The organism is Caulobacter sp. AP07, assembly GCF_000281955.1.
Classification (GTDB): domain Bacteria; phylum Pseudomonadota; class Alphaproteobacteria; order Caulobacterales; family Caulobacteraceae; genus Caulobacter.
Genome location: NZ_AKKF01000054.1, coordinates 1 through 19,103, shown reverse-complemented (window position 1 = coordinate 19,103; position 19,103 = coordinate 1). Strand labels below are relative to the sequence as shown.

19 protein-coding genes are annotated in these 19,103 nt (G+C 68.7%); 9 read left to right on the top strand and 10 right to left on the bottom strand.

Features of this window, described 5'->3' with window-relative positions:
* Together PMI01_RS04440 and PMI01_RS04435 are read left to right on the top strand one after the other, a co-directional pair.
* Positions 1–758, top strand: a 758-nt coding sequence (locus PMI01_RS04440; protein WP_007663610.1) for a glycosyltransferase, incomplete at its 5' end; no start/stop codon positions are given.
* A gap of 66 nt (positions 759–824) precedes the next feature.
* Complete coding sequence (locus PMI01_RS04435; protein ID WP_157223673.1) at positions 825–1,772, top strand: alpha/beta hydrolase family protein; 948 nt, start codon at positions 825–827, stop codon at positions 1,770–1,772.
* Between the two features lie 22 nt (positions 1,773–1,794).
* On the opposite strand, the gene PMI01_RS04430 is transcribed toward PMI01_RS04435, so the two are convergent.
* Positions 1,795–2,694: a hydroxymethylglutaryl-CoA lyase gene (locus PMI01_RS04430; RefSeq protein ID WP_007663603.1), complete on the bottom strand. Its 900-nt coding sequence runs from the start codon at positions 2,692–2,694 to the stop codon at positions 1,795–1,797.
* On the bottom strand, positions 2,691–4,406 hold the full coding sequence (locus PMI01_RS04425) for an ArnT family glycosyltransferase (RefSeq protein ID WP_007663601.1): 1,716 nt from the start codon (positions 4,404–4,406) through the stop codon (positions 2,691–2,693). Before PMI01_RS04425 ends, PMI01_RS04430 begins: the two co-directional genes overlap by 4 nt.
* 55 nt (positions 4,407–4,461) lie before the next feature.
* On the opposite strand from PMI01_RS04425, the gene PMI01_RS04420 reads away from it, so the two are divergent.
* On the top strand, positions 4,462–5,199 hold the full coding sequence (locus PMI01_RS04420; protein ID WP_007663598.1) for a glycosyltransferase family 2 protein: 738 nt from the start codon (positions 4,462–4,464) through the stop codon (positions 5,197–5,199).
* Between the two features lie 95 nt (positions 5,200–5,294).
* Positions 5,295–5,720: a hypothetical protein gene (locus PMI01_RS04415; RefSeq protein ID WP_007663595.1), complete on the top strand. Its 426-nt coding sequence runs from the start codon at positions 5,295–5,297 to the stop codon at positions 5,718–5,720.
* Between the two features lie 52 nt (positions 5,721–5,772).
* Here PMI01_RS04415 and PMI01_RS04410 read toward each other — a convergent pair whose 3' ends face one another.
* On the bottom strand, positions 5,773–6,582 hold the full coding sequence (locus tag PMI01_RS04410; protein WP_007663592.1) for an APH(3')-I family aminoglycoside O-phosphotransferase: 810 nt from the start codon (positions 6,580–6,582) through the stop codon (positions 5,773–5,775).
* 156 nt (positions 6,583–6,738) lie between these two features.
* On the opposite strand from PMI01_RS04410, the gene PMI01_RS04405 reads away from it, so the two are divergent.
* Both PMI01_RS04405 and PMI01_RS04400 read left to right on the top strand, forming a co-directional pair.
* Positions 6,739–8,028 (top strand): acetyl-CoA C-acyltransferase, encoded by a 1,290-nt coding sequence (locus tag PMI01_RS04405; RefSeq protein ID WP_007663590.1) that lies wholly within the window; start codon positions 6,739–6,741, stop codon positions 8,026–8,028.
* 196 nt (positions 8,029–8,224) lie between these two features.
* Positions 8,225–8,557, top strand: a complete 333-nt coding sequence (locus PMI01_RS04400; protein WP_007663588.1) for a helix-turn-helix domain-containing protein — start codon at positions 8,225–8,227, stop codon at positions 8,555–8,557.
* Here the strand turns inward: PMI01_RS04400 and PMI01_RS04395 are convergent.
* Positions 8,554–8,886, bottom strand: coding sequence for a hypothetical protein (locus tag PMI01_RS04395; protein ID WP_007663586.1), 333 nt, complete (start codon positions 8,884–8,886; stop codon positions 8,554–8,556). The genes PMI01_RS04400 and PMI01_RS04395 overlap by 4 nt on opposite strands.
* Before the next feature lie 126 nt (positions 8,887–9,012).
* Complete coding sequence (gene phaR, locus PMI01_RS04390) at positions 9,013–9,687, bottom strand: polyhydroxyalkanoate synthesis repressor PhaR (protein ID WP_007663584.1); 675 nt, start codon at positions 9,685–9,687, stop codon at positions 9,013–9,015.
* A gap of 221 nt (positions 9,688–9,908) precedes the next feature.
* Here phaR and PMI01_RS04385 point away from each other — a divergent pair, with 221 nt between their 5' ends.
* From PMI01_RS04385 to PMI01_RS04375, 3 genes are all read left to right on the top strand, one after another.
* Positions 9,909–11,084, top strand: coding sequence for an acetyl-CoA C-acetyltransferase (locus PMI01_RS04385; protein WP_007663582.1), 1,176 nt, complete (start codon positions 9,909–9,911; stop codon positions 11,082–11,084).
* A gap of 104 nt (positions 11,085–11,188) precedes the next feature.
* A complete protein-coding gene (locus PMI01_RS04380) occupies positions 11,189–11,914 on the top strand; it encodes a beta-ketoacyl-ACP reductase (RefSeq protein ID WP_007663579.1) in 726 nt (241 codons plus the stop codon).
* Between the two features lie 230 nt (positions 11,915–12,144).
* Positions 12,145–12,918, top strand: a complete 774-nt coding sequence (locus tag PMI01_RS04375) for a DUF4908 domain-containing protein (protein ID WP_238537002.1) — start codon at positions 12,145–12,147, stop codon at positions 12,916–12,918.
* 237 nt (positions 12,919–13,155) lie between these two features.
* Here PMI01_RS04375 and PMI01_RS04370 read toward each other — a convergent pair whose 3' ends face one another.
* From PMI01_RS04370 to PMI01_RS04350, 5 genes are all read right to left on the bottom strand, one after another.
* Positions 13,156–15,210, bottom strand: a complete 2,055-nt coding sequence (locus tag PMI01_RS04370; RefSeq protein WP_007663574.1) for a TonB-dependent receptor plug domain-containing protein — start codon at positions 15,208–15,210, stop codon at positions 13,156–13,158.
* A 273-nt stretch (positions 15,211–15,483) separates the two neighbouring features.
* Positions 15,484–16,914, bottom strand: a complete 1,431-nt coding sequence (gene tldD, locus PMI01_RS04365; protein WP_007663572.1) for a metalloprotease TldD — start codon at positions 16,912–16,914, stop codon at positions 15,484–15,486.
* A gap of 77 nt (positions 16,915–16,991) precedes the next feature.
* Positions 16,992–17,789 (bottom strand): GIN domain-containing protein, encoded by a 798-nt coding sequence (locus PMI01_RS04360; RefSeq protein ID WP_007663570.1) that lies wholly within the window; start codon positions 17,787–17,789, stop codon positions 16,992–16,994.
* 10 nt (positions 17,790–17,799) lie between these two features.
* On the bottom strand, positions 17,800–18,366 hold the full coding sequence (locus tag PMI01_RS04355) for a DUF1700 domain-containing protein (protein WP_007663567.1): 567 nt from the start codon (positions 18,364–18,366) through the stop codon (positions 17,800–17,802).
* The gene (locus tag PMI01_RS04350; RefSeq protein ID WP_007663566.1) at positions 18,363–18,689 is read right to left on the bottom strand and encodes a PadR family transcriptional regulator; all 327 of its coding nucleotides are present in this window, start codon (positions 18,687–18,689) and stop codon (positions 18,363–18,365) included. Before PMI01_RS04350 ends, PMI01_RS04355 begins: the two co-directional genes overlap by 4 nt.
* Positions 18,690–19,103 lie beyond the last annotated feature (414 nt).

Genomic DNA, 19,103 nt, shown 5'->3' with positions numbered 1-19,103 from the left:
GCTCGCCGCCGCGCGAGGCCGAGATGCTGCGGTCGCTGGGCCTGACCGAACCGCGCGTGGTGCTGCAGCAGGGGCACGGCAATGTCGGCTTCGCGCGCGGCGCCAACATGGGGGCCAGGACGGCGCGCGGCGAGTACATCGTCTTCCTCAATCCCGACGCCAACCTGCAACCCGATTGCGTGGAATTCCTGGCCTCGGCGTTCGAGGGACAGCCGGCGCCCACGGTGGTCGGCGCGCGGGTGATGAACGTCGACGGCAGCGAGCAGCGCGGCGGCCGGCGGGGCGAGGTCACCCCGGTGACCACCCTGCTGAGCTTTGGCCACCTGACCTCGCGTTTCCGCGGCCTGGCGAACTTCGAGATCCACCGCGAGCACGAGCCCCTGCCCGAAGGGCCGATACCGATGCCGACGATCTCGGGCGCCTGCTTCGCCCTGCGCCGTCGTGACTTCGACCTTCTGAACGGTTTCGACGAAGGCTATTTCCTGCACGTCGAGGACATCGACCTGTGCTGGCGCGCCCGCCAGGCTGGCGGCCAGGTGCTGTTCCAGCCGCACGCCCAGGTCATCCACCTGGGCCACACCAGCCTGGAGCATCCGGTGAAGGTGGAGTTCCACAAAGGCGTGGGCCTGTCGCGCTACTTCATCAAGCGCGCCGACACCGTCCAGCGCTACGTGATCGCCGTGCTGCTGGCCCCGGCCATCCTGCTGATGAGTGTGTCGCGGCCGCTGATCTGGAAGCTCACCGGCCGGCCGATCTAGGGTTCCAAGCTTGGCTTTGCACGCCTTGGCGGCTACGGCTGCTGAGCGAGCAATTGGGGGAATGCCTTGTTTCATCGATCGAATGCGGGTGCGGCCGATGGTTGTCGCCTGCTGCTCCGCGCGGCTTGGTGCGCGGTGCTGGGGCTGGTGACGCTGGTCGGTGTCGGGGTGGGCGCGCCCAGTTCCTCCCTCGCAGGACAACCGAGCGGGGTGCAGATTCGCCAGACCGACTATCGCCAGGATCGGGTGACGTTCCAGACCACGCTCCGCCGAAGCGGTCCCGCACCTCAAATGGGCGCCCCGCTCAACGCGCCAGCGGGTGTGACGCAGATCGAGTTCCCGTCTGGCGAGTTGCGCCTGAAGGCCTGGGTCGGCATGCCGGAAGCGGCGGAAGCCAAGCTTCCCGTCGTCATCTTCCTGCACGGGGGCTTCGCCTTCGGTTTGGACGACTTCAAGATGGCGGCGCCTTATCGCGAGGCCGGCTTCGTGGTCGTGACGCCTGTCCTCCGAGGAGAGAACGGTCAGGCCGGAGCCTTTTCGCTGTTCTACGACGAAGTCGATGACGTCCTCGCCGTCGCGAAATTCATGCAGACCCAGCCCTATGTCGATGCGGCCCACATCTATCTGGCTGGCCATAGTGTCGGCGGAACGATGGCCTTGCTCAGCGGCATGGCCGCCTCCGACTTCAAGGCTGTGGCTTCGCTTTCAGGGTCGCCCGATCAGATCGCCTTCACGGCCAATTCCTGGAACCGCAAGCTGCCGCCGTTCGACAAGAAGAATCCCAGGGAATTCGAAATGCGGTCGCCGCTTTCCTACGCGGCGAGCCTGAAATCTCCCACTCGGCTCTACTATGGAACGGAAGAGGATTTCTTCCGCGACAACACCCAGCGCCTAGTTTCGATCGCCAAGGCCGCCGGTCTGCCTGTCGATTATCGAGAGATGCCCGGAAACCATTTCAGCGCCGTACCGGCCGAGATCGCCGACAGCATTCAGTTTTTCCGCGCCCACTGGTAGCGAGCGGTCGAAGGGTTGGTGGCTAGGCCGGGAACCCACCCGCCCGCGCCAGCGAGGACGCCGGGGCCTTGCCCAGCTTCTCGCTGATGTCGCGGCCGATGCCGATCAGGGCGTCCAGGTCGTAGCCGGTCTCGAAGCCGGCCCGTTCCAGCATGTAGACCAGGTCCTCGGTGCCGATGTTGCCGGTGGCGTTGGGCGCGAACGGGCAGCCGCCCAGGCCGCCGACCGAGGCGTCCAGCACGTCGATTCCGGCCTCGACGCTGGCATAGGCGTTGGCCAGGCCGGTGTTGCGGGTGTCGTGGAAGTGCATGCGCAGGCGGGCGTCCGGCGCGGCGGCGCGCACCGCCTCGATCCGTTTGCGGACGGTCCACGGATCGGCGACGCCGATGGTGTCGGCGATGGCGATCTCGGGCACGCCCAGGGCCGCGGCCTCGCGGACGATGGCCACGACCTGGTCTTCCGAGACCTCGCCGTCGAACGGACAGCCGAAGGCCACCGACAGGGTCATGGTGATCGGCGGGCCGCCCTCGACCGCCTGGCGCTCGACGATGGCGGCCAGGGTGTCGACCTGCTGGGCCGCGGTCGCGCCCTGGTTGGCGAGGCCAAAGCCGTCGGTGGCGCAGACCACCACATTGGCCTCGTCGCAGGCGGCCGCCACGCAGCGCTCCCAGCCGCGCAGGTTCAGCACCAGGCCGATCCGCGAACGGTCCGGGTCGGGCCCCAGCGCGGCCATGATCTCCTCGGCTCCCGCCATCTGCGGCACGCGGTTGGGGTTGACGAAGGACACGACCTCGATGCGCCTGGCGCCGGCCGCCTCGAGCCGGCGGATCAGGGCCAGCCTGTCCTCGACCGGCAGCGACAGCTTCTCGTTCTGCAGCCCGTCGCGCGGGCCGACCTCGACGATCTGGATGAAGCGGCTCATGGGCGGTCCTCCGCTGGGGTGTCTCCGGTTTCCGCGTCGTCGTCGGCGTCCGGCTTGGCGGGCGCGCCGCGATAGAGCGTCAGGCGCTCCTTGTCGCCGTCGGAATAGTCAAAGCCCTCGACCGCGCCGGCCGGCCGGGCGGCCTGGCCCAGGGCCGCGAGGGCGGCGCGGAAGGCGGGCTCCTGGCGGCCCTCGACCACGGCCGGGCGTCCCTCCGCCACGGCCTTGGCCGCGCCGGCCGGGTCGGTCAGCTGGGTGGTGGTGCCCAGCAGGAAGATCATGCTGGGCTCGGAATAGCCGGTGACGGCCACGGGCCCGGCCGCGCCGGCCCGGGGCGCCAGGTCGGTGCGTTCCAGGGCCTGGGCCAGGCGCGGCGACAGCAGCAGCGGCTCCAGTCGCGGCACGAGTACGCCGACCAGGGCGGCGTGGGCCAGGATGCAGACCGCTCCGGCCGTGACCAGGGCGATGGCGGCGGTCTTGCGCATCAGCAGCACCGCGCCGATCATCCCGGCGGCCAGGAACAGCAGGGCGGTGACCGCCGTCCAGGCGATGTCCGACGGATCGCCGTACTCGACGTGGAGATAGATCGCCACGGCCGCGAACAGCAGGCCGGCCAGGGCGCTCAGGACGGCGCCGACGCTGCGTGAAATCCGGCCCAGCGGGGCCCGCAGCGTGGCGGCCATCAGCATGGCCAGGGCCGGGACGGCGGGCAGGGTGTAGTGGACCAGCTTGGTCGGCAGCAGTTCGAACACCAGCCAGGTCGGGATCAGCCAGCACAGGGCGAACCTCACGCCGGCCTCCTTGCGGCTGGTCCAGCCCAGCACCAGGCCGGACGGCAGCAGCAGGGTGGCGGGGAACACCAGCAGGAAGGCGAAGAGGGCGTAGGCGCCGAACGGCGCGCCGTGGCTTTCCTGGCCGCTGGCCAGCTTGGGGGCCAGGTCGCCGGTCACGGCGGTGGACCAGAAGGCCCCGTCGGTGGCCACGGTGATCATCGTCGCCCAGGGCAGGACGATGCCCGCCAGCAGGATCAGGCCCCAGCCCCAACCCAGGTCCTTGAGCCAGGGCGCCTTGCGGTCCCAGATCCACAGGGCCGCGATGCTCAGCACCACGACCATCAGCCCGACCGGCCCCTTGATCAGCACGCTCATGGCCAGGCCGATCCAGAAGGCCACCTTCGTCCAACGATGAATCTTCGCGCCGGCGAGATGGGCGGCGTAGATCCGCGCCACGGCGGCCATGGCCAGGGTGGTGAAGCCGCACAGGGCCGCGTCGGTCTTGGCGATGAAGGCCTCGGTCGACAGCAGGATGGTCGCGCCCAGGATCGCCCCCGACAGCAGGCCGGTCTTGGGGCCCAGCAGCGCCGCCGCGCCCCAGGCGCAGGCCGCCGCCGCCAGCATGGCGCCCAGCAGCGAGGGAATGCGATAGGCCCAGATGCCCCGGTCCTCGGGCGCGGAGAAGGCGGTGACGCTGGCGGCCTGCAGCCAGTGGATGCCGACCGGCTTCTTGAAGCGCGGCTGGTCCTGGAACTTGATGACCACCAGGTCGTCGGTTTCCAGCATCTGGGCGGTGGCCTGGGCGAAGCGCGATTCGTCGCGGTCCAGCGGCGGCATGGCGAAGACGCCGGGCAGGCCGGCGATCAGCGCCACCAGGGCGGCGAACAGGGGGCCGCGCCAGCCGCGGCTCCAGTCATCCAGGCGAGATTCGAGCGTCATGACGATGGAATACCACGATCCTTTCTTGTGGCGACTTTTGCGGTATTAGGAGGCGATGACCTCCCAAGCCGCCGCCGCCCCCGATTATTCCATCGTCGTTCCCGTCTTCGACGAGGGCGGCGCGGCGCCGGCCCTGGCCCGCGAGATCGCGACCGCCTTCGCCGGCGAGAACCACGAGATCATCTTCATCGACGACGCCAGCCGCGACGACACCAAGGCCCTGCTGGTGGCGCTGAAGGCCGAGATCCCGCAGCTGCGGGTGCTGTCGCATCGCAAGAACTCCGGCCAGAGCCGGGCCGTGCGCAGCGGCGTGCTGGCGGCCCGCGCCCCGATCGTCGTCACCCTGGACGGCGACGGCCAGAACGATCCCGCCGACGCCCCGCGCCTGGCCCGGGCCCTGAAGGCCGCGCCCGAGGACCTGGCCCTGGTCGGCGGCGAGCGCGTCAAGCGCCAGGACAGTTCGGCCAAGCGCTTCGCCTCCCGGTTCGGCAACGGCGTGCGCAAGCGGCTGCTGAAGGACACCGCCAACGACACCGGCTGCGGGCTGAAGGCTTTCCGCCGCGAGGCCTTCCTGCGCCTGCCCTATTTCGATCACATCCACCGCTACATCCCGGCCCTGATGCTGCGCGAAGGCTATCGGGTCGACTTCCAGCCGGTGAACCATCGCCACCGCGAGAGCGGGGTGTCGAAATACACCAACTTCGGCCGGCTCAAGGCCTCGGTGTCGGACCTGCTGGGCGTGATGTGGCTGCAGACCCGGCTGCGCAACCCGCAGGGCGTGGACGAGGCCTAGAGCCCTTTCCGCTCGCCTTCCGGGCGGTCGCGGCTTCTCCGAACCGGCGAAACCGGTTAACCCTGAAATCGCGCCATCCTGGGGGAGAGCCAATCATGTTCGCCGCGTTTCCGCTGCTGGCCCTGCCGGTGCTGGTCTACAACCTGATCGTCCTGACCTTCGCGGGCGGCTTCGCCTCGAACGCCGCCCAGTACCGGCTGGCCGAGCAGCTGTTCACCATCCACATGACCTCCAAGGCCGACTGGGTGGTCAGCCTGGGCGACCTGCTGCTGGCCGCGTCCCTGGTGGTGCTGTTCGTCGAACTGCTGAAATCGACGACCAGCCGCAAGATCGCGATCATCAACCACTCGCTGTCGATGATCCTGTTCATCGTCTGCCTGGTCGAGTTCCTGCTGGCCCCGGCGTTTGGCACCTCGGTGTTCTTCCTGCTGACGGTGATGGTGCTGCTGGACGTGCTGGCCGGCTTCATCGTCACCATCGTCTCGGCCCGCCGCGACGTGGATTTTGGCGACGCGCACTAGGGGCGGCGACCACGCTCCGACCTGACGCTGGATGGAGCCGTCATTTCCGCCCTCAGAAGAGTTCGTCCATGAGCAGGTGAAAGCGCAGCTTCGGTTCGTCGATGTCTTCGAGGCCGTACTTTTCCAGAAGCCGCGTTTGCAGCCGCCCGCCGAATTCGTCCAGATTGTTCCAGAGGATCGCGATGTCCTGGTAGCGGTCGGCGACGCCCAACCGACCAACGTCGATGCAGCCCGCCACTTCGCCGTCGTTGATGATCAGGTTGTCGAGCGAGAAGTCGCCATGGGTGACCACCCGGTCGTACGCCTGGGGCGGAAGGCGCTGGATTTCCGCCCAGACATCCTCGGCGGTCCAGCCCTCCCGCTCGTCATCGAAGTCGTCGGAGTCGACCAGATTGGCGTCGATGCGCGCCCGCGCCAGCGAGAGCCGCAGGCCGTGATCGCTGTTGAAGGGACACGTTTCCACGGGAATGCCGTGCAGGCGCCGCATGAAGCTGGCGAGGGCGTCTATCACCGCTTCGCCGGCGCCATCCCGCAGCATCTGATAGGCCGTGCGTCCCGGGACGGCGGTCATGAGCAGCCAGGCTTCACCTTGGGCGCGGGTGAAATGCACGACCTCCGGCGCGGGAAGATAGGACTTCAGCCAAACCAGGCGGGCCATCTCGTCGGTGATCTCGTCGGCGACGGCGCCTTCGCCCCGCTTCAGGAACAGGGCTCGCGCCCTGGGATGGCCGTGCAGGCGATAGACTTCGCCGCCGGACTCCCCAACCTTGTCCCGCGCCCAAAGGTATCCCCTTACATCACGCGCCATCGATGCGGGCGCCGCGACGGGAGCGCATGACTCCTCCCTCTGCTCGTCCGCCATTCGTCCTCCTGCTCATGCTCGGTGCGTGCGACATCTCGTGGAGGTGAAGCTTGACTTCAAGGCGGGCGGCTCGGATCGCCGCCGCGAAATTCGACAAGACCCTTGTGGCCAAGCCTTGTCATGCTGACATTCTAGCTTTCCGCGAGGATCACGATCATGGCGTCCAAACCCGACATCTGGCTGGCGGCCGGCCTTCGCACCCCCTTCGCCAAGGTCGACGGGCCGCTGAAGGACCATGACGCCATCGCCCTGTCCGTGCCGGTGGTCCAGGCCATGCTCGCCCAACTCTCCCAGAAAGAAGGAGGGGCGCGTCCGGACTTCGCGATCTGGGGCACGGTGATCCCCAACCTGACCTGGAGCAACATCGCCCGCGAGGTGCTGCTGGACGCCGGGGCCGACCCGACCATCCCGGCCTTTTCGACGATCATGGCCTGCTCGACCAGCATGATCGGCGTCATCGAGGCCCACGGCATGATCGACGGTCGCGGCCGCGACCTGGCCCTGGTCGGCGGGGTCGAGAGCATGAGCAAGGTCCAGGTCGGGATGAGCATCGCCTTCTCCGACTGGCTGAAGGGCTTCCAGGCCGCCAGGACCGCCGGCCAGAAGCTGGCGCACCTGGCCAAGCTCAAGCCCCGCGACCTGAAACTGTGGATCCCCAAGGTCGCCAACCGCACCACCGGCCTGTCGATGGGCGAGCACACCGAAATCACCGCCAAGGAATGGAAGCTGGCCCGCGCCGACCAGGACCAGATCGCCTTCGAGAGCCACCAGCACGCGGTGGCCGCCTGGGAGGCCGGGTTCTTCGACGACCTGGTCATCCCGATCGGCGAGGTGAAGCGCGACACCATTCCCCGCAAGGACTCGACGCTGGAGAAGCTGGCCAAGCTGGGTCCGGCCTTCGACAAGACCAGCGGCCAGGGCACCCTGACGGCCGGCAATTCCTCGCCCCTGACCGACGGGGCGGCGGCGATCTGGGTGGCCTCCAAGGCCGGCCTGGCGCGCCTGCCGGCCAAGACGCCCCGGGTGAAGGTGGTCGACTACGAGGTCACCTCGATCGACCTGCGAAACGAGGGCCTGCTGATGGCCCCGGCCTACGGCGTGCCGCGCCTGCTGGCCCGCAACGGCCTGAACTACGCGGACGTCGGCCTGTGGGAGATCCACGAGGCCTTCGCCGCCCAGGTGCTGTCGCACATCGCCGCCTGGGAGGACGAGCGGTTCCGCAGGACCAAGGCCGGGGTGGAGGTCGACCTGGGCCCGTTCCCGCGCGACCGGATGAACCCCACCGGCGGCAGCCTGGCGGTTGGCCACCCGTTCGGCGCGACCGGCGCGCGGATCCTCAGCCAGGCGGTCAAGGAACTGGCCACGCGGGGCAAGGGCGAGAAGGCGATCGTCAGCATCTGCGCCGACGGCGGGCAGGGGACGATGATGCTGCTGGAGTGCGCTTAGGGGCCGCCGACGGGGACGGGCGCATGCGCCCGTCCCCAATCGCGCTTCACGTCAGCGCCGTGAAGATCAGCGTCACGACGGCGATGTCGAAGAAGCGGGTGACGGCGCTGAGCAGCATGGTGGGTCTCGTCGGCGGAACTTACCTCCGATCAAGCAAGACTGGCGCCAACCGGGCCGGCCGGGTTAGCGTTCGCCCATGGCGCTGTTCTTCGATCAGGCTTGGTACGACGCGCGGCTGGCCGAGCGTGGCCTGACGCGGGCCGTGCTGGCCGCCGTGGCGGGGATGACCGCCGACGAACTGGCCCTGGCCTTCAAGGACCAGCGCGAGCTGACGGCGGCGCAAGTGGCCGCTTTCGCCGAACTTCTGGGGGTTTCCCTGGCCGAGGCCGCTCGCCGGGCGGGGGTCGGGGCGCACGCGGCCGCGCCGGTTCCGCCGCCGGAAGAGAGCGTGTCGCTGGACCGGAGGGTGGCGGATCTGGAGGCGCGGGTCGCGGTCCTGGAGGCCGAGCTGACCCGCCTGAAGGCCTAGATCTCGGTCTTCTTGATCAGGCCCGCCTTGGGGCGGCGGTCGGCCTGGCCGGAATATTCCGTGCCGAGATAGGTCGAACGCGCCGCGTCGAGCACTTCCTGCCCACCGCGCAGGCCGCGCTTCTGGCCGCTCTGGCCCATGATGTGGGCGGCGAAGGTCGCGAAGGCGCTTCTGCGGGGCGGCGGCGGGGCCGGCTGCTCGTCGCGCACGAAGGTCACGTCCTCGCCGTCCGCCGCCCCGTCAGCTTCTGGGCGGTCGGTTTCGCGAGGCGCGGGCAGCGCCCGGCGCGCGGCGCCGGCGCGCCGGATGGGATCGATCGGGCCGTTCATGGTGAAGAATAAGCGCCCCGATCGTTAAGAACGGATGGGTTGGCGTGGTTAAGGGGCGTTAGCGCGCAACCCAGCTGGGGACACGCGCATGCGCGTGTCCCCAATCGTAGGCGCGGCTTCAAGCGACTACGGCTTCGTCGCCAGCTTCTCGATCTGCGCCTGCATGGCTTCCAGCTGGCGCTTGAGGTCGGCCAGGGAGTCCTCGCTGGGCGCCGGGGCGGGCGGGGCGGGTTCGGCGGGGGCCGCGGTCGGCGCGTCCTCGGGCCGGGCATAGGCGAACGGCGAGAACATCTTCATGGCCCGGTCGAACAGCGCCATGTTCTGGCGAATCTGGTCCTCGTAGACCCCCATCCCCGTCAGGCCCTTGGTCGCGCCGCCCAGGCCCGGCGTCAGGCCGGCGAACTGAGTGCGCATCCGTTCCTGCTGCTTGGTGAAGCTTTCCAGCGACATTTCCAGGTAGCTGGGCAGGAAGGCCTGCATGGAATTGCCGTAGAAACCGATCAGTTGGCGGAGGAACTGAATCGGCAGCAGGTTCTGGCCGCCGCCGCGATTTTCCTCTTCGAAGATGATCTGGGTCAGCACCGAACGGGTGATGTCGTCATTGGTCTTGGCGTCGTAGACCACGAAGTCCACGCCTTCCTTCACCATGTCCGACAGGTGTTCCAGGGTGACATAGGAACTGGACGCTGTGTTGTAGAGGCGACGGTTGGCGTATTTCTTGATGACGACCTTCTGGCCGGCGCCCTTTTCACCGGGCGCACGCGCCGATGGCGTTTCGCCGTTTTCGTTGTTCTCGGACATTTCGTTCCCTAGGACAGCGTTGTCTCCGCCTTTTCGCATCGCACTATCGCGGATGCAAAGGCAGGGCGCCAGTGCCGCCGAAGCTTGGAACGCGCAACATCCCGTGAAAAGGTGACGGTGACGAACCCTGCAGGTTTGTGCAAGGTGGCGCCGCATCGCAAAAACATGGGCGCCGCACCTGCGAGAAGCGCCCGGAACTACGTCACGGGAGCTTCTTCGCCATGAGCGACATCGTCATCGTCTCCGCCGCCCGCACGCCGGTCGGTTCGTTCCTCGGCGCCCTGTCCAGCCTGCCGGCTCACGAGCTGGGCAAGATCGCCATCCAGGCCGCCGTCGAGCGGGCGGGCATCAGCGCCGCCGACGTCGACGAGGTGATCCTGGGCCAGGTGCTGCAGGCCGCCGCCGGCCAGGGCCCGGCCCGCCAGGCCTCGGTCAACGCCGGCATCCCGGTCGAGAGCCCGGCCTGGAGCCTGAACCAGCTGTGCGGCTCGGGCCTGCGCGCCGTCGCCCTGGGCGCCCAGCAGATCGCCGCCGGCGACGCCAGCATCGTGGTGGTGGGCGGTCAGGAGAGCATGAGCCAGGCGCCCCACGCCCAGGCCCTGCGCAACGGCCAGAAGATGGGCGACCTGTCGTTCGTCGACACCATGATCAAGGACGGCCTGTGGGACGCCTTCCACGGCTACCACATGGGCCAGACCGCCGAGAACATCGCCGCCCGCTGGCAGATCACCCGCGAGGCCCAGGACCGCTTCGCCGTCGCCAGCCAGAACAAGGCCGAGGCCGCCCAGAAGGCCGGCCGGTTCGAAGGCGAGATCGCCCCGGTGACCATCAAGGGCCGCAAGGGCGACACGGTGGTCAAGGACGACGAGTTCATCCGCCACGGCGTCACCTACGAAGGCATTTCGGGCCTGAAGCCGGCCTTCACCAAGGAAGGCACGGTCACCGCCGCCAACGCCTCGGGCCTCAATGACGGCGCCGCCGCCCTGGTGCTGATGAGCGCCGACGAGGCCAAGAAGCGCGGCCTGACCCCGCTGGCCCGCATCGCCTCGTGGGCCAATGCCGGCGTCGCGCCCGAGATCATGGGCACCGGCCCGATTCCGGCCAGCAAGAAGGCCCTGGAGAAGGCCGGCTGGAAGGTCTCCGACCTCGACCTGGTCGAGAGCAACGAGGCCTTCGCCGCCCAGTCGCTGTGCGTGGTCGGCGAGCTGGGCCTCGACCCGGCCAAGGTCAATGTCAACGGCGGGGCCATCGCCATCGGCCACCCGATCGGCGCTTCGGGCGCGCGCATCCTCACCACTCTGGTCCACGAGATGAAGCGGTCCGGAGCCAAGAAGGGCCTGGCGACGTTGTGCATCGGCGGCGGCATGGGCGTGGCCATGTGCGTCGAGGCGATCTGAGGCGAGAACGCTTGTTGGCTAAATCTTCGTGACGGTCACCGACGGGGGCTTGTCCTCCGTCGGCGGACGCATGCAACCATAAGAAACTTCATCGGGAGAGAAAAATGGCGAGAGTTGCGTTCGTGACCGGCGGCACCCGGGGCATCGGTCGAGCGATCTGCGAACGGCTGGTGGCCGACGGGATGAAGGTGGCGGCCGGCTATTCCGGCAACGAGACGGCCGCCGAGGCCTGCGCCAAGGAGCTGGGCGTGATGGTGGTGAAGGGCAATGTCGGCTCGTTCGACGACTGCGCCGCGGCCGTCAAGAAGGTCGAGACCGAGCTTGGCCCCATCGAAGTGCTGGTCAACAACGCCGGCATCACCCGCGACGGCATGCTGCACAAGATGACCTACGAGCAGTGGTCGGAAGTCATCCGCGTCAACATGGACAGCGCCTTCAACATGACCCGGCCGGTGATCGAGGGCATGCGCGAAAAGGGCTGGGGCCGGATCATCAACATCAGCTCGATCAACGGCCAGAAGGGCCAGATGGGCCAGACCAACTACTCGGCCGCCAAGGCCGGGCTGATCGGCTTCACCAAGGCCCTGGCCCTGGAGAACGCCAAGAAGGGCGTGACCGTCAACGTCATCTGCCCCGGCTATATCGACACCGAGATGGTCGCCGCCGTGCCCGAGAACGTCCTGGCCCAGATCATCGCCGGCATCCCGGTCGGCCGCCTGGGCAAGGGCGAGGAGATCGCCGACATGGTCGCCTTCCTGGCGGGCGAGCGGGCGGGCTTCGTGACCGGCGCGACGCTCACCCTGAACGGCGGCCAGTACATGGCGGCCTAGGGGCCGCCGATCCGGGATGACAACGGTTGGGTGGCGCGTCAATTGGACTCAGGTCCAGCCGACCTCCCAAGCGTCGCTATCCACTTGACGGCGACGCTCCCGCCGGTTCGACTAGCGGACTGACGGGAGTGTTGCCGACAAGCGACACTGGAGCGTCCTGGGTGAGGCGTGGCGGGAACAAGGTCTTTGGCGTCCAAGATTCGCCCCAGTCGGCGATCATGACCGTAGGCATGAAAAGTCTATCGGCGGCGACGACCGGGCCAGGGGGCTGCGCGATCCTGCTGGCGTTCGCCCTGGGGGCCAGCGCCGGCGACGCGAACGCGCAGCAATCGAGCCTTCGTGACCTTTTCGGCGCCCGGGGCGGGTCGGAATCCCGCAAGGCGCCCGCGCCGCCCGTCGCCCGCTACGTGTCGGAAACCGGCAGCGCCTTCGTCCTCGACCGGGCCTCGCCCCAGCCGCTGATGAAGTTCGAGAACAGCTCCGAGGTCTGGGTGCTGTCGCCGCAGCCGGCCCCGCGCGGCGACACGATCTACAAGAACGAGATGGGCGAGCCGGTGCTGCGGGCCACCAAGCTGGGCGGCATGACGCTGTTCACCAGCGAACGGCCAGCCGGCGACGCCGCCGCCCTGATCGGCAAGGCGTCCTCGATCCAGCCGCCGAGCTTCATCTCGGTCAACGCCCTGTTCCAGCGCCTGGTCCAGGCCAGCGCCCGCGCCAGCCGGGCGGCCCAGCATCGGGTCGCGTTCGAGACCGTCGACGACGCCACCCCCGCCACCTCGGTGCTGGTGGCCGACACCGCCACGGTCACCGCCGAAGCCTTCGAGAAGATGGCCCGCAACGGCGACCGCAACCTGCTCAACCGCGTGGCCCGGGTGCTGCTGGCCGAGGGCCACAAGCCGGGCGCCAGCCTGAAGGGCGGCGACCTGACGGTGACCTACGCGCCCGACAAGGGCCTGTCCGGCCGGCCGTCCTCGAAGCGGATCATCAAGGTCGTCAACAAGTAGGGGGCCGGAGCTCGCCTCCTCCTCCGTTTCATTGGGGCAATCCGCATATGGATTGGCCGCGAATTAAAGCTGTCATCCCGGACAAGCCCGGCGAAGCCGGGCGCAGATCCGGGACCGCCCGAAGCGCTGCGTTCACGCGTCGGTCCCGGATCTTCGCGCTGCGCGCTCGTCCGGGATGACAACCGTTTTGGATCATATGCAATAGCCCTGCCCGTTTCACAGGGGAGGAGCGGCCGTCTACCCCAGCCGCTGGCGCACCTGGATGAACAGGTAGGGCTCGAACGGCAGCGAACGGTACTCGACGCGGTCGACGATGTTGTCGGCGCGCGAGCCCTTGTAGATCACCCGCTCGCGCGTGACGTTGCGCGAGGTCCAGTTGGACAGCGTGGTGCGCACCGTCAGGTCGGCGCTGGGCTTCCACTCGACGAAGCCCTCGAAATACTGGTCGAAGCGCTGGGTGCGGACCTCGCCCAGGCGGAAGCGGCTGTACTCGTTGGGACAGTTGGTCGAGGCCCCCCAGCTCCACCTGCCGCCGGGCATGTCGCGCGTGAAGCTCAGGTTGCAGACGAACGGCGTGGCGTTGGTGATGCGGCGCTTGTCGAAGGTGACCGGGTCGGTGACCTCGCTGTCGAACCAGCTGAAGCGGGCCTTCACCTGGCCGCCGGAGATCCCCAGCTTCTGGGTCGGCAGGGTCAGGGCGATCACGAACTGGTCGGACCGACCCGAGCCGATGTTGCTGGGCGCGTCGCCGCCGCCTTTCAGGGGCCTGTAGTCGACGGCGTCGGAAATCTCGGCATGGGTCAGGGTGGTCGAGATCGAGCCCGCACCCCAGAACCGCCGCTCCCAGGCGACCTCGCCGACCCACGAGCGCTGGGGCTGCAGATTGGCGTCGGCGCCGTCCTGGCTGCCGGCCGTCAGGTCGGCCGAGGCGATGAAGTCGCCGAAGTCCAGCTGCCCGACCTCGCGCTCGACCCGCACGCGCAGCTGGTCGACGCTGTTGGGGCTCCAGGTCGCCAGCACCCGGGGCTTGGGGTAGAAGAAGCTGCGCTCGACGTCGATGCCACCGCTCTGGGTGATGCGCGAGACCTCCATCCGTGCGCCGGCCTCGACCGTCAGTTTCGGGCTGGCCCGCCAGACGGCCTTGCCGGCCGCCTCGCCCCGCAATTCCTCGACCTTCACGTGCGGCGGGCCGATGTCGACCGGGGCGCCGTTGACGCCGTAGCGGATGTCGCCGTCCAGAACGTTGTAGGCGCCCTCGAGGCTGCCCTCCAGCGACAGGGCCTGCGAGCGGCGGTGCTTGAGCTCGCCGCGCAGGATGCTTTCGCCGGTCTTGTCGCGCTCGCGATAGACCTCGGCGCGCCCGGGCAGGGCGAGGGTCGAGCCATAGGTATCGTCGCCCAGGTTCTGCAGGAACACCAGCTGCAGGTCGGTGCGCGGACCCAGTCTGGCGTCGTAGCGGGCGCCGAACTCGCCGGTCCACTCCTGGCGGGTCTCGCCGCTGTCCTGGCGGCCCGGGCTCGGCTGGTACCGGGTGTAGACGACGTCGCGATCGAACGAGAAGTACGCGATCTTGCCGTTGACCCGGATCCTGCCGCCCGGCGCCGCGCGCTGGATCGCGCCGCGCGCCTCGTAGATCTGGATCTGGTCGTAGCCCTTGACGGCTTCCCGGACCGTCGGACGGCCGTCGGGGAAGCTGGTCACCCGCGACCCGCCGTCGAAGGTCTGGTCGGTGCGGTCGACCGAGGCCTTCAGCGAGCCCTCGATCTCGTTGATCCCGTTACGGCGCGAGGCCTGGAGCTCCAGCAGCGGGCCGAACAGGCCGTCGGGATAGAGGTAGGTCTGGATGTTGGCGACCGTCTCGACCTGCACCGTCGACTTGATCACCACATTGGCCAGGATCGTCTGGCCCTGCATGTCGATCCCGGGGGCGCCGCCGCGGATCAGCTCCACGCGCTCGACGGCCGAGGCCGAGATGCGCTTGAGGATGTCCTCGAGGTTCTCGCTCTTGGTGGTGGGGCGCTCGCCGTTGACCAGCACGTTGCCGGCCGTGCCGGCGAAGCCTCGGGCGCTGTCGCCGCGGTCCAGCCGGAAGCCGGGCAGGCGGGTGATCATGTCGAAGGCGGTGCTGGGGCGCTGCTCGGCGAAGAAGTCGGGCGGATAGCTGGTGATCCCGCGCTGGGCCTCGGTCGCCATCGCCGTAGGAACGGGCGTTTCGGGTGTGATCGCCGGAGCGGTGGCCTGGGCCTCGGGCGACGCCAGGCCCAGGGCGAAGATAAGCGAAGTCAGACTCATACCGCGGTCCCCCAAAGCCCCCGCTTTGTTGGCGGGGAACCTGAGGTTCCGGATGCACCAGAACCAGTTACAAAACCGCAAGGTAGATTACATTTGTGAAATGTTTTCGCCGATCACCTGAACGGTCTGTGGTTTCGGCAAGGTTTTCAGGGCGTTACGGGAAACGCCCTTGATCTGGCTTTCACCTCCCACGCTCTCGCCCCACCGTCATCCCGGGCCTTGTGCCCGGGATGACGGCTGAAAGGGGATGGATGAGAAGGGTAGGCTGCAGCCCTAGACCGCCGTGCCGCCCACCGTCAGGCCGGTGATCTTCAGCGACGGCTGGCCGACGCCCACCGGCACGCCCTGGCCCGACTTGCCGCAGACGCCGATGCCGGGGTCGAAGTCGAAGTCGTTGCCGATCATCGTCACCCGGGTCAGGGCGTTGGGCCCGTCGCCGATCAGGGTGGCGCCCTTGACCGGGGCGGTGATCTTGCCGTCCTCGACCAGATAGGCCTCGGTGCACTGGAAGACGAACTTGCCGTTGGTGATGTCGACCTGGCCGCCGCCGAAATTGGCGCAGTAGAGACCGCGCTTCATCGAGGCGATCATCTCGGCCGGGTCGTCGTTCCCCGCCAGCATGCCGGTGTTGGTCATGCGCGGCATGGGCATGTGGGCGTAGGACTGGCGGCGGCCGTTGCCGGTGGCGGCCATGCCCATCAGCCGGGCGCTCATCCGGTCGTGCATGTAGCCCACCAGGATCCCGTCCTCGATCAGGATCGTGCGCTCGGTCGGGGTGCCCTCATCGTCGATGGTCAGCGAACCGCGGCGGCCGGCCAGCGAACCGTCGTCGAACACCGTCACGCCCTTGGCCGCCACGCGTTCGCCGATGCGGCCGGAAAAGGCGCTGATGCCCTTGCGGTTGAAGTCGCCCTCCAGGCCGTGACCGACGGCTTCGTGCAGCAGCACGCCGTTCCAGCCGGGGCCGAGCACCACGTCCATCTCGCCGGCCGGGCAGGCCACGGCGTCGAGATTGACCAGCGCCATGCGCAGGGCCTCGTCGACCTGGTCCTGCCACTTGTCGGGGCTGATCCAGGCGGCGAAGCCGGCGCGGCCGCCGGCTCCGGACGAGCCGGCCTCGCGCTTGCCGTCCTTCTCGACCGTGACCTGGACGTTGACGCGGACCAGCGGCCGCACGTCGCGCAGCAGACGGCCGTCGGCCCGCAGGATCTCGACCACCCGGCGCTCGCCGGCCATCGAGGCCATCACCTGGACGACGCGCGGGTCGCGGGCCCGGGCGAAGGCGTCGATCTCCTGCAGCAGGGCGACCTTGTCGGAGAAGGCGGGGGACGAGACCGGGTCGTCCTCGCCATAGAGCTTTTCGTTGGTGGCGCGCGGCGCCTCGGCGCTGACCCCGGCATAGCCGCGGCGGGCCAGCTTGGCCGAATCGGCGGCCCGGCCGATGGCGGCCTCGGAAATCTCGGCGGAGTGGGCGTAGCCGGCGGTCTCGCCGGCCACCACGCGCAGGCCGAAACCCTCGCCCGAATCATAGGAGGCGCTCTTCAGGCGGCCATCGTCGAACACGAAGGCCTCGCTCTCGGAGCGTTCGACGAACAGCTCGCCGTCGTCGGCGCCGGCCAGGGCCTCGCCGAGAAGGGCGCGGGCGCGTTCGGGATCGACGCCGGCGGCGGCCAGCAGGGACGGGGCGGTCATGGGAGCGGTCATGGCGTACAGGTAAGGGTTTCCTTGGCCCGCGTCATCACCCGGCGACGATTCGTCATCCCCGCCGGGTTCCGCGCGCCTCACCAGCTTTCGTGCACTTCGCCGGATCCGGCGACGTTGGTGACCAGGCTGGTCGGCTTGGTGGTGACGCTGACCTCGCCGCTGCCGGCCACCTCGACCTCGGCCGCGCCGTGCGGGGCGATCCGCGCCGAGCCGCTGCCGGCCACGGCGACCTTGGCGTCGCCGGTGTCGAGCTGGGTCAGGTCGGCGTCGCCGGAGCCGGAAACCCGAAGCTCGATCTTCGCCGCCTTGCCTTCGGCCTCGATCTCGCCGCTGCCGTTCAGCTCCAGGGTCGCGGTGGGCTGGTCGTAGGCCCGCACCCTCAGGTCGCCGCTGCCGTTCAGGGTGAAGCTGCGCACGGCCGGGGCGGTGACCTCGATGGTCAGCTGGTCATGGCCCCGGCCGATGTGGAGGCCGTGGCTGTTGAGGTTGATCGTCGAGGCGTCGTCGTCGCCCTTGAGGCGGATCTGGCCGCCATCGACCACCACCCGGTCCACCAGGCCCTTGGGGCCGTTGACCTTGATCGAGGCGCCGGCGCCGGGGGCGCTCTGGGTGAAGGTGACGTCGGCGGGCACGTCGATCTGCAGCGCGTCGGACCCCGCCCAGGCGATCTGGCGTTCGATCGTCTCGTCGCTGGCCAGGCGGTCGGGCGTGATGCTGACGTGGTCGTCGTCGTCGTTGATCTCGACGTGCCAGTCGGCGGGGAAGTTCCAGCCGTTCTTGAGGATGTCCCGCCCGCCGAGGGCGGCGGCGCCGGCAAAGCAGCCCAGCGCCAGGACGAAGCTGGCGACGGCGACGATGGTCAGGTTGCGGATCATGATGGCCCCCTCAGACCTGGGTTTCGATGGCCGGCTTCAGCAGCCGGTAGTGAAGACGCCCGAACCAGACCAGGCCGTTGACCAGCCAGATGCTGAGCAGGGTGGTGACGGCGGCCAGGGCGGTGGCGGTGGCCATCAGGCCGATGCCCAGCAGGAAGGCGACGGCCGGGCCGCCGGGCTGTCCGGCGAACGGCCCCACCGCGGTGACCACGCCACCGGCCACGAAGATGCCGATGGCGGCCATGAAGCAGGCGAACAGCGTGCCCAGCACGCCCATCAGCAGGGGCAGCAGGAACAGGATGTCGATCGCCCCCAGGCCGACGATGGCGAAGATCGCCCCGGCGGCGGCGGACGGGTTCTTGGCCTCCTCCCAGCGCTTGACGCCCTGTTCGGCGCGCTGTTCGCGGGCCAGGCGCTCGGGTTCGCCGAGCGCGGCGGCCACGTCGGCCTCGGTGCGTCCGGCCGCCAGGCCGTCGGCGAAGTGGGCCTCATAGTCGGCGACGATGTCGGTGATCGCGGAGGCCGGCATGCCGGCCAGGCCGCGCTTGAGGCGGGTGAGGAATTCGGCGCGCGTCATGCGGCGGCTCCCAGGATGTGTTCGACGGCGGCGGTGAACGCCGCCCATTCGGCCTTCTGGGCCGCGAAGCTGTCGCGGCCGGCGTCGGTCAGGCGGTAATATTTGCGCGGCGGGCCGCTCTGGGACTCGACCAGATAGGTCTCGACCAGGCCGTCCGACTGCATGCGGCGCATGAGCGGATAAATTGTCCCTTCCCCCATATCGATGTCCTTGGCCAGCTGGCTGGCGATCTCGTAGGCGTAGCTGTCGGCCCGCGACAGCAGGGCCAGAACGCAGAGCGCCAGCACGCCTTTCTTCAGTTGTATCTCGATGGCTTCCGTCACGGCGGCTGTTTCCCGTTGATGGCTCTCTTGTGACGCAAGGTAGTGCCTAATGCAAGGTAGCTGTCATTACATGTTAGTAATGCTACCTAGGTCGCGAAACGCCCCCTGTTGAGAGCCATTCTCAGCTGACCTGCCTGGGTGTTGAACACGGTGTTCGGGGAACGCCTCTGGCGCTTGGCAACAGGGATTGGAGCGCGTATGCACGCCAGCGACCGGCCAGAGACGGTGGGGCGGACAGTCGATTCACGTTGCAAGACGGAAGTCGATTGCCAGGCCCCTTGTCGCTGGTCGTATTGTGCATGTCGGCGCGGCGTGGGTTCGATGGACGCCAAATCGCCGCCGAAACGGGCCGTGAGGGATATGAAGGCAATTCAGGGGATGCGGCGGATGTTGGCGGGCGTAGCCGCCGTCGCC

Coding starts and splice junctions, on each gene's coding strand:
- PMI01_RS04375 (WP_238537002.1), top strand. CDS start 12,145: ATGAAAAGTCTATCGGCGGCGACGACCGGGCCAGGGGGCTGCGCGATC.
- PMI01_RS04355 (WP_007663567.1), bottom strand. CDS start 18,366: ATGACGCGCGCCGAATTCCTCACCCGCCTCAAGCGCGGCCTGGCCGGC.
- PMI01_RS04405 (WP_007663590.1), top strand. CDS start 6,739: ATGGCGTCCAAACCCGACATCTGGCTGGCGGCCGGCCTTCGCACCCCC.
- PMI01_RS04380 (WP_007663579.1), top strand. CDS start 11,189: ATGGCGAGAGTTGCGTTCGTGACCGGCGGCACCCGGGGCATCGGTCGA.
- PMI01_RS04420 (WP_007663598.1), top strand. CDS start 4,462: ATGACCTCCCAAGCCGCCGCCGCCCCCGATTATTCCATCGTCGTTCCC.
- tldD (WP_007663572.1), bottom strand. CDS start 16,914: ATGACCGCTCCCATGACCGCCCCGTCCCTGCTGGCCGCCGCCGGCGTC.
- PMI01_RS04410 (WP_007663592.1), bottom strand. CDS start 6,582: ATGGCGGACGAGCAGAGGGAGGAGTCATGCGCTCCCGTCGCGGCGCCC.
- phaR (WP_007663584.1), bottom strand. CDS start 9,687: ATGTCCGAGAACAACGAAAACGGCGAAACGCCATCGGCGCGTGCGCCC.
- PMI01_RS04430 (WP_007663603.1), bottom strand. CDS start 2,694: ATGAGCCGCTTCATCCAGATCGTCGAGGTCGGCCCGCGCGACGGGCTG.
- PMI01_RS04400 (WP_007663588.1), top strand. CDS start 8,225: ATGGCGCTGTTCTTCGATCAGGCTTGGTACGACGCGCGGCTGGCCGAG.
- PMI01_RS04385 (WP_007663582.1), top strand. CDS start 9,909: ATGAGCGACATCGTCATCGTCTCCGCCGCCCGCACGCCGGTCGGTTCG.
- PMI01_RS04360 (WP_007663570.1), bottom strand. CDS start 17,789: ATGATCCGCAACCTGACCATCGTCGCCGTCGCCAGCTTCGTCCTGGCG.
- PMI01_RS04395 (WP_007663586.1), bottom strand. CDS start 8,886: ATGAACGGCCCGATCGATCCCATCCGGCGCGCCGGCGCCGCGCGCCGG.
- PMI01_RS04370 (WP_007663574.1), bottom strand. CDS start 15,210: ATGAGTCTGACTTCGCTTATCTTCGCCCTGGGCCTGGCGTCGCCCGAG.
- PMI01_RS04425 (WP_007663601.1), bottom strand. CDS start 4,406: ATGACGCTCGAATCTCGCCTGGATGACTGGAGCCGCGGCTGGCGCGGC.
- PMI01_RS04415 (WP_007663595.1), top strand. CDS start 5,295: ATGTTCGCCGCGTTTCCGCTGCTGGCCCTGCCGGTGCTGGTCTACAAC.